Annotated in this window: 9 protein-coding genes; 5 read left to right on the top strand and 4 right to left on the bottom strand. The window is 66.0% G+C overall.

Going from position 1 to position 12609, the window contains the following annotated elements; genetic code table 11:
- The first annotated feature begins 53 nt into the window (after window positions 1–53).
- Together J0J06_RS13685 and pbpC are read left to right on the top strand one after the other, a co-directional pair.
- Window positions 54–5870 (top strand): MG2 domain-containing protein, encoded by a 5817-nt coding sequence (locus J0J06_RS13685; protein ID WP_294042951.1) that lies wholly within the window; start codon window positions 54–56, stop codon window positions 5868–5870.
- A gap of 318 nt (window positions 5871–6188) precedes the next feature.
- A complete protein-coding gene (gene pbpC, locus J0J06_RS13690) occupies window positions 6189–8225 on the top strand; it encodes a penicillin-binding protein 1C (protein ID WP_294043377.1) in 2037 nt (678 codons plus the stop codon).
- 130 nt (window positions 8226–8355) lie between these two features.
- Here the strand turns inward: pbpC and J0J06_RS13695 are convergent, their stop codons facing one another.
- On the bottom strand, window positions 8356–8796 hold the full coding sequence (locus J0J06_RS13695; protein ID WP_294042952.1) for an RcnB family protein: 441 nt from the start codon (window positions 8794–8796) through the stop codon (window positions 8356–8358).
- A 112-nt stretch (window positions 8797–8908) separates the two neighbouring features.
- Complete coding sequence (bamE, locus tag J0J06_RS13700) at window positions 8909–9367, bottom strand: outer membrane protein assembly factor BamE (RefSeq protein WP_294043379.1); 459 nt, start codon at window positions 9365–9367, stop codon at window positions 8909–8911.
- A gap of 137 nt (window positions 9368–9504) precedes the next feature.
- Between bamE and J0J06_RS13705 the strand changes: the two genes are divergently transcribed.
- The 3 genes from J0J06_RS13705 to J0J06_RS13715 all read left to right on the top strand — a co-directional run bounded on the left by J0J06_RS13705 (window position 9505) and on the right by J0J06_RS13715 (window position 10830).
- Window positions 9505–10008: a ubiquinol-cytochrome C chaperone family protein gene (locus J0J06_RS13705; protein WP_294043381.1), complete on the top strand. Its 504-nt coding sequence runs from the start codon at window positions 9505–9507 to the stop codon at window positions 10006–10008.
- Window positions 10005–10538, top strand: a complete 534-nt coding sequence (locus J0J06_RS13710; RefSeq protein WP_294042954.1) for a DUF177 domain-containing protein — start codon at window positions 10005–10007, stop codon at window positions 10536–10538. Before J0J06_RS13705 ends, J0J06_RS13710 begins: the two co-directional genes overlap by 4 nt.
- 133 nt (window positions 10539–10671) lie before the next feature.
- Window positions 10672–10830, top strand: a complete 159-nt coding sequence (locus J0J06_RS13715; RefSeq protein ID WP_294042956.1) for a hypothetical protein — start codon at window positions 10672–10674, stop codon at window positions 10828–10830.
- Between the two features lie 80 nt (window positions 10831–10910).
- On the opposite strand, the gene J0J06_RS13720 is transcribed toward J0J06_RS13715, so the two are convergent.
- Both J0J06_RS13720 and J0J06_RS13725 read right to left on the bottom strand, forming a co-directional pair.
- Window positions 10911–11792 carry an OmpA family protein gene (locus J0J06_RS13720; protein WP_294042958.1) on the bottom strand — a complete coding sequence of 294 codons (882 nt, stop codon included), beginning with the start codon at window positions 11790–11792 and terminating at the stop codon, window positions 10911–10913.
- Window positions 11793–12061: 269 nt separating this feature from the next.
- A complete protein-coding gene (locus J0J06_RS13725) occupies window positions 12062–12604 on the bottom strand; it encodes a histidine phosphatase family protein (RefSeq protein ID WP_294042960.1) in 543 nt (180 codons plus the stop codon).
- Window positions 12605–12609: the final 5 nt, after the last annotated feature.

Below are 12609 nucleotides of genomic sequence, written 5' to 3' on the forward strand. Positions count from 1 at the left end.
GTCGTTGGGATAGCGTGTCATTCTGCTTACCGAGCCTTGTGGAGGGGGATGGAATGAAGCTCGCGGTCCGTGTCGCGTTGCTGGCCCTGGCGTTCGCGCCGATCGCCGCGTTCGGCGACAATTCCCCGCATGTCGTGGTCGCCACGCCGGGGGTGGGTGACGGGTCGATCGAGCGGTTCACGGTCCGCTTCGACCAGCCGATGGTGGCGCTGGGCGATCCGCGCGCCGCCTCGCCCTTCGATGTCGAATGCCCGGTGTCGGGCACGGGCCGCTGGGCTGACCAGCAGACCTTCGTCTACGAGTTCGCCAGCCCGCTGCCCGGCGGCACCAAATGCACATTTACCACCAAGGCCGGGGTCAAGAGCGTTTCCGGCTATGCGCTGATGCAGTCGCAGGTATTCACGGTCGATTCCGGCGGCCCGATGGTCCGCGCGATCCTGCCCGGCGAGTATAGCGACGAGATCGAGGAGGATCAGGTCTTCCTCGTCGCCGCCAACCTGCCCGCGACTGCGCAATCGGTTGCCGCCAACGCTTATTGTTCGGTCGAGGGGCTGGGCGAGAAGATTCCGGTCGACGTCCTTCCCGCAGATACTGCCGCGAAGATCCTGGGCGAGATGGGGACCGAAAACAATTACCAGGTCTCGAGCTTCCTCGACAGCGGCGGCATGCCCAACACGCTTCCCGCAAGCATGACCGACCGGCAGAAGATGCTGGCGAGCGTCACCGCGCTCAAATGCCGCCGCCCGCTCCCGCCCGGACATGACATGGCGCTGGTCTGGTCGGGCAAGATCGTCAGCGCGAGCGGCAAGCCCGCGGGTACCGACCAGCGCTTCGACTATACGGTGCGCAAGCCGTTTGCAGTGAAATTCGAGTGCAGCCGCACCAATGCGCAGGCGGGCTGCAACCCGGTCGAGAAGGCATATCTGCGCTTCACCGCGCCGATCGCGATGAGCCTGGCGCAACAGATGCGGATCACCACCGCCGACGGCACGGTCATCAAGCCGGTGTTCGACAAGGACGAACAGAAATCGGCGACGATCAGCGACATTACTTTCGCCGCGCCAATGCCCTATTCGACCACCGCCAAGGTCACGATCCCGGCGGGCGTGAAGGACGAAAGCGGCCGGGCGCTGACCAATGCCGAGCGCTTCCCGCTCGACATCCGCATCGACGCCGCGCCGCCGCTGGTGAAGTTCGCCGCGTCGTTCGGCATTCTCGAGCTGAAGGAAGGCGGTGTGCTGCCGGTGACGGTGCGCAACGTTGAACCGTCGCTGCAGGGCCAGAATCTCGGCATCGGCGGCAAGTCGCTGCGCATCGAGGGCACCGACGGCCAGATCGCCGAATGGCTCCGCACGGTCGGCAAGGCCGACGACTATGACGTGGAGGACATCACCGACAAGGATGGCAACGTCACCGGGCACGTCCAGAATACCGGGTCGAAACCGATCCTGACCGGCGATAACGGCGCGTCGCCGATGAAAATCGGCCTGCCCGGCAAGGGCAAGGATTTCGAAGTCGTCGGCATCCCGCTTACCAAGCCCGGCTTCTATGTCGTCGAACTGGCGAGCCCGGTGTTGGGACAGGCGCTGCTCGGCCGCAAAGCCCCGCGCTATGTCGCGACAGCGGCGCTCGTCACCAACATGGCGGTGCATTTCAAATGGGGGCGGGAGCGCAGCCTGGCCTGGGTGACCAGCCTCGACAGCGGCCAGCCGGTCGCGAACGCCGCGGTGACGGTGACCGACAGTTGTTCGGGGCAAGTGCTCGCCACCGGCAAGACCGACAAATCGGGCGCGGTATTCATCCCGGAAGGATTGCCCGAACCCCAGGCCTATGGCGGATCATGCTATCCCGGATCGTCCGATCAGCCGCTGATGATCTCGGCGCGCGCGGGCGACGATTACAGCTTCACGCTGACCGGCTGGGGTCAGGGCATCCGGCCCTATGACTTCGATCTGCCCTATGGTTATTCGAAGGCCGGCGAGGTGTTCCACACCGTGTTCGACCGAGCGCTCGTGCGTCAGGGCGAAACGATCCACATGAAGCATATCGTCCGCCAGCCGATGGGCGCGGGCTTCTCGATCGGCGCGGGGTTCACCGGGACGCTGCGCCTGTCGCATCGCGGTTCGGACACGACATTCGACATTCCGCTGACGATCGACGCCAACGGGATCGGCGAAACTGAATGGGTGGCGCCGAAGGGCGCGCCGATGGGCGACTACGACATTCAGGTGATCGGCAAGGATGGCGGGACGACCTATACCGATCAGTCTTTCAAGGTCGATGAGTACAAGCTCCCGACGATGCGCGCGACGGTGACCGGGCCGAAGGAAGCCGCGGTGCGCCCGACGACGCTGCCGCTCGATCTGTTCGTCGGCTATCTGTCGGGCGGCGGCGCGTCGAACCTGCCCGTCGAAATGCGCGTCGGCTATTTCGGCCGATCGGCGACGCCCGAGGGTTATGACGGCTATACCTTTGGCGGGACCGAGGTGAAGGAGGGCACCAAGCCCCTCAACGGCGACGGCGAGAAAGAGGAAACCCCGCTGCCCCCGACCCAGACGATCCCCGCGACGCTCCGCGCAGACGGCACGGCGCAGACATCGGTCGATATTCCGACGCTCGACAGCCCGACCGACATGCTGGTCGAGATGGATTATCAGGACGCGAACGGCGAAGTGCTGACCGCATCGAAACGCATCCCGATCTTCCCGTCCGCGGTCCAGCTCGGCGTCAAGACCGATGGCTGGCTGATGAAGCAGGACGACCTGCGCCTGAACTTCGTCGCGCTCGATACCGACGGCAAGCCGAAGAAGGGCCAGAACGTCTCGGTCGCGCTCTACAGCCGTCAGGTGCTGACGGCGCGGCGCCGGCTGATCGGCGGTTTCTACGCGTACGACAACCAAATGAAGACCGCGAAAATCCCGGGCACGTGCTCGGCGACGACGGACGAACTAGGCCTCGCCAAGTGCAGCATCAATCCTGGCGTGTCGGGCGAAGTCTATATCGTCGCGACGACGACCGACGCGAACGGCAATGTCAGCCGCGCGGTGCGATCGGTCTGGCTGGCGGGCGACAACGACTGGTGGTTCGGCGGCGACAATGGCGACCGCATGGACGTCGTCCCCGAAAAGACATCGTACAAGGCGGGCGAGATCGCGCGGTTCCAGGTGCGTATGCCTTTCCGCGAGGCCGAGGCGCTGGTGACGGTCGAGCGCGAAGGCGTATTGTCGAGCTTCGTCGCCAAGCTGTCGGGGTCGAACCCGGTGGTCGAAGTGGCGATGCCGAGCAGCTACGCGCCCGACGTCTATGTCTCGGTGATGGCCGTCCGTGGTCGCGCCAAGTCGGGCGGGTGGAGCTGGCTGCAGAGCATCGGCCGATCGCTGGGTCTGAGCAGCGCGCCGGTCGAGGCGCAGGAACCGACCGCCTTGGTCGACCTCGCCAAGCCGAGCTACCGGCTTGGTATCGCGAAGGTGAAGGTCGGCTGGGAAGGGCATCAGCTCGCGGTCAACGTCAAGGCCGACAAGCAGCGCTATGCCGCGCGCGACACCGCGATGGCCGACATCACGGTCAAGACCCCCGACGGCAAACCGGCCAAGACCGCCGATGTCACTTTCGTTGCGGTCGATCAGGCATTGCTCCAGCTCGCGCCCAACGACAGCTGGGACGTGCTGACCGCGATGATGGGCGATCGGCCGCTGTCGGTTGTAACCTCGACCGCGCAGACGCAAGTCGTCGGTAAACGGCACTATGGCAAGAAGGCAGTCGAGGCGGGCGGCGGCGGGGGCGGCGATCTGTCGGGCCTCAATCGTGAGAATTTCCAGCCGGTGCTGCTGTGGCAAGGCAAGGTCCCGCTCGACGGCAATGGCCATGCCGCTGTCCGCGTGCCGCTCAACGATGCGCTAACCAGCTTCAAGCTGGTCGCGATCGCCACGGACGGCGCGCAATTGTTCGGCACCGGCAGTGCGGACATCCGCACCGCGCAGGATCTGAGCGTCTATGCCGGTATCCCGCAACTGGTGCGGACGGGCGACCAGTTCGCGGCGGGCTTCACGCTGCGCAACGGCTCCGACAAGCCGATGACGGTCACCGCTAACGTCGATCTCGAGCCCCGCATCGCAACCGGCAAGCCACTGACCGTGACGATCCCGGCGGGCGGTGCGGCGCCGGTCGCGTGGAACCTCACCGCGCCGATGGCGTCGGGTCAGCTGAAATGGACTGTCAGCGCCAGATCGGCGGACGGCAAGGCGGTCGACAAATTGACGACGACGCAGCAGGTCATCGACACCTACCCCACCGACGTGTGGGCGGCGACGCTGACACGTGTCGGCGCCAATAACGGCATGATCCAGGTCGCGCCGCCGGCGGGCGCTATACCCGGACGCGGGGTGGTCGACATCCAGCTGACCGACACGCTCGCGCCGCCCCTGGTGGGCGTGCGTCGGTTCATGGCGCTCTATCCATACGACTGCTTCGAGCAGCGGCTGAGCCGCGCCATCGCGCTCGGCGATATGGGCATGTGGCAGTCGCTGGTCGGCGATCTGCCGACCTACCAAGCCAGTGACGGCCTGCTGCGCTACTGGCCCGATTCGAAGATGGCGGGGTCGGAAGCGCTGACGTCCTATGTCCTGTCGGTCACGGCGGACGCCGGCCTCCCGATCCCCGAAGCCGCCAAGACCAAGATGGTCGAGGGGCTGAAGGCGGTGCTCGACGGGCGCTTGCGGCATGAGGATTATGGCGATGTCCGGCTGATGCGGCTCGCAGCGTTCAACGCGATCGCGCGGGCGGGGGCGGCGACGCCTGCGATGCTCGGCCAGATCAGCATGACGCCGCAGGAAATGCCGACCTCGAACCTGGCCGACTATCTCGTCGCGCTCGACAAGGTCCCCGGCCTCGCCAACGCCAACGCGCTGAAGGCCAAGGTCGAGGCGGTGCTGCGCACGCGGTTGGTCTACGAAGGTACGCGGCTCGACCTGTCCGATCAGGACAAGGCGCCGTGGTGGCTGATGTCGTCGGCGGACGAGGGATCGATCAAGGCGGTGATCGCCACGCTCGGCCGGCCGGGCTGGAACGACGAGGCGGCGAAGATGATGGTCGGCGTTTCGTTCCGTCAGGTGCGCGGACGCTGGGATACGACCACCGCCAACGCCTGGGGCACAATCGCGGCGAAGAAGTTCGGCACGCTTTATCCGGCCAGCGCGATCACTGGAACGACGACGATGATGCTCGGCGGCCAGACGATCAGCAAGGCGTGGCCGTTGGCGAACGACCAGCGTCAGGTCAGCTTCCCGCTCCCTGCGGGACCGATGCCGCTGACCCTTGGCCAAAACGGCGGTGCGGCGCCGTGGGCGACGGTGCAGGTGTCGGCGGCCGTCCCGCTCAAGCAGGCGGCGTTCTTCGGCTATCGCATGGCCAAGAAGATCGAACCCGTCAGCCAGCGTGTGAAGGGCCAATGGACGCGTGGCGACGTCGCCCGCGTGACGATCACCGTGGAGGCGACCGCGGAACGCAACTGGGTGGTCGTCAATGATCCGATCCCGGCGGGCGCGACGATCATCGGCAATTTCGCCAACCAGTCGCAGATGCTGGGGTCGCAGGAAAATGGCGGCGGCGGGACCAACTTCCAGGCGACAGATGCCGACGGCAAGTTGTGGGACGTCCAGGTCGGGGTGCAGCCCTCGTACATCGAACGGCGCAACGATTCGTGGCGCGGCTATTTCGGCTGGGTGCCGCGCGGGAGCTTCACGATCGCTTATGTCATGCGGCTGAACGCGCCGGGGACATACAACCTGCCGTCGAGCCGGGTCGAGGCCATGTATTCGCCGTCGATCAACGCCCAGTTGCCCAACGCGGCCTTCACGATCCGGGACAAGTGAGGTTGCGGGTTACGTTAGGCGCCACCCCGGCGCAGGCCGGGGTCCAGTTGCCATGAGCTGAGTTATGATGCCCGTCGCTTCCCTACTCCTTCATCGCGGCTGGACCCCGGCCTGCGCCGGGGTGGCATAATGGAGAGGGTCTTGGCCCTGCTCAAAGCCGCCTGGGCGTGGGCGAGACGGGTCGAGGCGCGTGTCGATATGGGGATGGCGCGGGCGGGGCGCTGGCTGATCGAGCATCGCCCGCGCACTCGGCGGCACTGGATATGGACCGGGTTCGGCGGGCTATTCGTCGCTGTCCTGACGCTGAACTTCCTGACGATGCCGCCGCCGATGCCCGATTACGCGTCGGTCCGCGCGGCGTGGCGGCCGTCCGAGGCGTGGCTCTACGATCGCAATGGCGTGCTGATCGATTCGTCGCGGGTCGATTTCGCGCGGCGGCGGTTGGGCTGGACGCCGCTCGACAAGGTCGCGCCGCCGGTCGCCGAGGCGCTGGTCGCGGCGGAGGACCATCGTTTCTATACGCATGGCGGGGTCGACTGGCTGGCGACGCTGGCGGCGTTGCGCGAGCGGCTGGAGGGCAAGCCGTCGCGCGGCGCTTCGACCCTGTCGATGCAAGTCGCGGGGTTCCTCGCGCCCGATCTCGCGCGGCCCGGCGCGCGCGGGTGGCTCGACAAGATCCGCCAGATGCGCGCCGGTCTCGCGATCGACGGGGCGTGGAGCAAGCCCCAGATACTCGAAGCCTATCTCAACCTCGCCGGCTATCGTGGAGAAGCGCAGGGGATCGCAGCGGCGGCACTCGCGCTGTTCGGCAAGACGCCCGATGCATTGAGCCGCGACGATGCGCTGCTGCTCGTCGCGCTGCTGCCCGATCCGCAGGCCAATGCCCCCACGGTCGCGCGGCGTGCGTGCACGATGGCGCACGGCAAGGACTGCGCGCCGTTCGAGTCAGCCGCTTATTCGATGTTCGGCCCGGCGCGCAGCCTGCAACTCGACCCCGGTCTCGCACCGCACTTGGCCCAGCGACTACTTACCAAGCCGGGTCTCCGGGTCACCACCACGCTCGATATCGACATTCAGCGCACCGCCATCGCCGCGCTTAAGCGCCAGCTGGAGGGACTCGGCGGCAGCCGCGCGCGTGACGGCGCGGTGGTCGTGCTCGACAATGCGAGCGGCGACGTATTGGCGTACGTCGGCGGGATCGGCGGCAATTCGACCGCTCCCGCCGTCGATGGTGCCAGCGCCTATCGCCAGGCGGGTTCGACGCTAAAACCGTTCCTGTACGCCCAGGCGATCGAGAAGGGGTATCTGACCGCCGCCTCGATCCTCGACGATTCGCCGGTCCAGCTGGACACCGCGTCGGGACTCTACGTGCCGCAGAATTACGACAAGGGGTTCAAGGGGCCGGTGTCGGTGCGCTCGGCGTTGGCCGGGTCGCTCAATGTCCCGGCGGTTCGAACGCTGTTGCTGGTCGGGGTCGACGCGTTTCGCGACCGGCTTTGGGACACGGGGTACAAGGGCCTGGTCGAGGACGGCGATTATTACGGCTACAGCTTGGCGCTGGGTTCCGCCGAGGTCACGTTGCTTGAGCAGGCCGACGCCTATCGCAGCCTCGCCAATGGCGGGCGCTGGGCGCCGTGGCGGCTGACCGCGACCGATCCGCGTGAGGACGCGCGCCCCGTCACGACACCGCAATCCGCGTGGATCGTTGCCAACATGATGGCCGATCCCAATGCGCGCGCCGTCACGTTCGGGCTCGATTCGTCGCTCCGGCTGCCATTTTGGGCGGCGGTGAAGACCGGAACGTCGAAGGCGATGCGCGACAATTGGTGTGTCGGCTTTTCGGATCGTTACACGGTCGCCGTCTGGGTCGGGAACGTCGAGGGGGATGCGATGCGCGCTGTTTCGGGAACCAGCGGCGCGGCGCCGGTGTGGCGCGACGTCATGCTCGCCCTGCACGCCGACCGGCCCGGCCGGGCACCGGCGATGCCATCGGGCATCGAGATGCGGACGATCGCCTATACCGGCAATATCGAGCAGCCGCGGCGCGAATATTTCCTGAAGGGCACGGGCATGACGCTGATCGCCAACGCGCCACCCGAATCGCGCCGCCCGCGCATCACCAATCCGGTATCGGGCAGCGTCTATGCAATCGATCCCGACATTCCGATGGATCGCCAACGGCTCGCGGTGGCGGTGGCGGGCGATGCGATGACTCACCGGCTAGTGCTCGACAAGCAGGATCTGGGGGATGCCAGCACCGCGCCGCTGATCCTGCCCGGACCGGGGCGGCATCGCTTGGCACTGCTCGACCTATCGGGGAAGGTGGTCGATCAGGTGGTGTTTACGATGCGCTGAGTCTTCGTGGGGCGATTGGGCCTCCGCCCAATCGCTGCGGCACCGGCCCGCTCCTCGCCCAGAGGCGAGCAAACGCGCAAAGGCGCCCGGGCGGGCATTGAAAACGCCCGGGCGCCTGCCACTACTGGGGTTACCAGTAGAAGTTGTTGATCACGCGGATCACGACGCCGCGGCGCGTATCGACGAGCAGCAGATCGTCATAGTGACGCACCCAGCGCTGGTTATAGCCGGCGGGTGGCAAGCGATAGCGCCACGGATCGGCGAGCCAGTAACGCGACCCGTAATAGGTGGGTGCGATCCGCACGCCCGGGCGGAAAGCATAGTAACGAAACGGCGCACGCCACTCGCCGCGGGCATAGACGCCGCGGTTGCGATTGCGCCAGTCGCGCCAGTCATTGTCGCCCCAGCGGCGGTTGCGGTCGTCGCGATAGTCGCGACGATCCTCGCGCAGGTCGCGGCGATCGTCACGGATCTCGCGGCGGTCGCGGCGCATATCGTCGCGCGATTGCGCTTCGGCGGCAACTGGCATGACGGTCGCGGCCACGAGCGCAGTGAGGATCAGTTTACGCATGATCGTTCTCCATTGCTTCGGCGACACGGAAAGACTGCGCCGCCATGAAGAACGATTTAGGTGGGTCGGACTGAACGGCCCGCGAATGCAATAGTCAGGCTAGAGCAAGGCTTCAGGGTTGCGAGTCGTCCCCGCCGCCCCTGCCGGCGCCAGCGGCGCCGACCGCGCCGATATTGCCGAACAGTTCCTCAAAGAAGCTGCGCTTGCGGCCGAGCGTCGGGGTCGTCTTGCCATAGGGCTTGATCGTCGCGACTCGATCGACGCCAGTCCGGGTCATGCTGGAAACGACGCCGGTATCCGTGAAGCTGACCTTCAACGTGAACTGGCTCGCCGCTTTGGGGTTCAAGTAGGCGAAGTTGCGGCTGTCGCGCGCAATGTAATACCAATCGCCCTGGTTGAACTGGCTGGCGAGGCTGGGCTTGCCGAGCACCTTAAGCACCGAATTGCGATTATCGACGCCCGGCTGAACCGAATTAACGAGGTCGGCGTCGATGATATAGCCCTGGTGCGAGCGCAGCGGCACGCAGGCCCCGGTCAGCGTCAGCGCCGATCCTATCGCGGTGAGGGCCATGATCCGGCCGGCTTTGGTCAATTCGATTCTCCCGCGCACGCGCTCGTCACCCGGCGCTCGCGATTGCATCGCGCGCCGATCGCCTCAATATGCGGACCATGCCGGTGGCACAAGGCCGCTGCGATCAAGGGCGAATGATGGGTTTTTTCGACCGATTTAAGGCGAAGCGCGACGAAACGGCGGCGCTCTATAGGGCCGTGGTGGAGCGCGCGCGCGCGCCGTATTGGTATGTCGAGGGCGGGGTGCCCGACACGATCGACGGCCGGTTCGATATGATAGCGGCTGTGCTGGCAATGGTAATGCTGCGGTTGGAGAGCGATCCCGCGGGCAACGCGGCGGCGACTCATCTGGCGGAGGCGTTCGTCGACGACATCGACCCGCAATTGCGCGAGATCGGTATCGGCGACCTGATGGTGGGCAAGCATGTCGGACGGATGATGGGAATGCTCGGCGGGCGGCTGGGCGCGTATCGCGAGGGAATCGCGGCGGGCGAACTGAAGCCGGCGCTGATCCGCAACCTGTACCGGGGCGAAGCGCCTGCCGATTCGGCGCTGGCCCATGTCGAGCGCGAACTGCTGGCGTTGCGCGCGGCGGTGGCGAGCCTCGCGATCGATCGGTTGATCGCCGGCGACCTTGCATGAGCGTGCCAGAATTCTCGCGACCCGAACGGATCGACACGATCGGCGAGCCGCGGACAGTATCGATCGAGGCGAATGAAGCCGAGCGCGCCGCGCTCGCCAAGCGCTTCGATCTGATCGGAATCGACCGGCTCGCGGCCAGCTTCACAATCCGCAGCGAAGCCGCCGGGATCGCGGTCGAGGGCCGCGTCACCGCCGCGCTGATTCAGGCCTGCAGCGTGACTGGCGATCCGCTCCCCGCGACGGTGGACGAGCCTGTCGCGTTGCTGTTCGTGGCGGCGACTGGCGCCGGAGCGGACGAAGTAGAACTCGACGCCGGTGACATCGACGTGGTTCCCTACGAAGGCGGTGCAATCGACCTGGGCGAAACCGGAGCGGAAACGATGGCGCTGGCGCTCGATCCCTTCCCGCGCGGGCCGGGAGCTGCGGCGGCGCTCAAAGCCGCGGGCGTCATCAGCGAGGAAGAAGCAGGACCGTTCGGTGCGCTGGCGGGGCTGAAGGCGAAGCTTGGTGGACGATCGGAGCCTAGTTAGCCGATCTGGTGTGTCGTTCAGCGCAATGGAACACGCTTAGTCGGAGGTATTTGGCCGTCAGCTACGCATAATTCCCAATGTCGCCGCTGTGCCGTCGAACCCTACACCGCCCTTCCGAAAGGATGGGTGGGACATGGAAGACTTCTTCAGCGCAAACTTCGCGACGTTCGTCTCCGCGGCAATGACGCTGTTCGGTATCGCGTTGCTAGGCGCAAGCGTCGAGGATGCGCTGTTTCGCCGCAGGGCTGCTCGCGACGCCGATGTTTCGCCCGAGGATCGCACGTCGATCTAGCGACAGAAGGAGACTTGCGCGGGGCGCTCAAAAAACCGTTTCAGACGCCGGGGCGGGCCGAGACCCGCCCCGAGGTCGTCTTACATCCCGTCGACGGCCTTGCTGACCATGACGTTCACGGCGACGCGTCGATTCTGCGCCTTGCCCTCCGGCGTCGAATTGTCCGCCGCCGGATCGGCGGTCGCCATGCCGGTTGGCGTCAGCATGCGATACGGCTTCCAACCGCACTTCTGCTGCAGGTAGTTGACCACCTTCGCGGCGCGCTTCTCGCTGAGCGCCTGGTTTGTTTCCTCACTGCCGGTCGAATCGGTGTAGCCCAGAACCAGCAACAACGAGTTGTTGGTCGCCTGTGCTGACGCTGCGGCGGCGCAGAGATCGGCCTTCGCCTGCGGCGACAGATCGGCCTTGCCGGTGTCGAAGTTCACGTTGGTCGTCGCCTTGACGATGTAATTGTCGATGTCGGCGACGCGGCCGCGCAACGCCTCGGTCGCGGCGGTCTGTTCGTCGAAGCGCTGGTCGGTGCCGTTGCGGATCATCGACGCGGTGCGCAGATCCTTGGTCTTCAGCGTAACCTTGCTCGCGACCAGATTGCCATTATCCCACTGCACCGTCTTGATGCTTACCGGCAGACCGTTGAGCAACTGGTCCGCGCCGAGCTTCTGCGTGCTGGCGCCAAGGAAGCCGCCGCTGGAGCGGATCTGTGTCGCGTCGCTGACGAACACGATCGTCTTGCCGGCTGGCGTAGTGACCTGAACCTTGTTGCCCTTGCGTGCCGAAATGAACCCTTCGACCACCGGTCCGGCCGGCATGCCGGACAGGTCCGTAGGCACCGGCATCGTATCGGTGACGGTGATGTCGCGGGCCTGCGGTGTGGGCTGCGCGTCCTGGGCGTATAGGCCGCCCGACACCGAAACTGCGGCCAGGGCCAGGATGAATTTTGAACTCGTGGACATCAAACGCATTGCGTTCTCCTCTCAATGGCGACCGCCGGCGCTGCGGGGGTCACAGCACATCATCGGGCGGTCTTCTCGCATTGCCGTGAAACGGCAGATTCAACTCGCTGCGCCGCGCCAGGAAGGGCGGCCCGCAGCCGTACTCGAACACCGGAAAACTCGGTGTTGGGGCCAACCTTGCGGAGGCATTAACGTTCCGCTTGCGACGGGCCGTTGCCGGATAATTGGAGGCTAATGCGCGGCGAGCCGAGAAACCGGCGTGGACTCCCGCCATCCGGTCAGTCGGCGTCCGGCCCGAGTCCCGGATCAAGATCGCGCGGGCGCGTGAACAAGGTGAGCGTGCATTTGCCGGCCGTGATCGCGCCCCAATTATCGCCGTTGCATGTCATCACGGCGAGGCTGGCGGTGGGGAATTTCGCTTCCACCTCGTCGCGTAGCGGATCACCCGTTCGGTCGGGGACGAGCATCAGCACCAGTTCCTCCAACCCGGGATTGTGCCCCGACATCAGCAGCGTTTCGGCCTCGGCAGGGGCGGCATGGATCAGGTCGAGCAACATGCTGGCGGACGCCAAATAAGCGCGGCGGTCCCATTCAGGTTCGATCGTGCGGCCATAGCCCACCGAAACCTGTTCGAGCGTCTCGACCACGCGCGCGGCGGGGCTGGCGATGGCGTGGTCCCAACTAAGGCCGCGGTCGCGCATGAGCTGGCCCATCAGGCGGGCGGCGCGTTCGCCCTTCGCATTCAAGCGGCGGTCGAAATCGCGCGTGCCATGATCGTCCCAGCCGGATTTGGCGTGTCGGAGGAGGATCAGGGTCTTCATCGCGG

Origin of the sequence: Sphingomonas sp., assembly GCF_017304615.1 — a bacterium.
In the GTDB taxonomy this organism is placed as follows: domain Bacteria; phylum Pseudomonadota; class Alphaproteobacteria; order Sphingomonadales; family Sphingomonadaceae; genus Sphingomonas.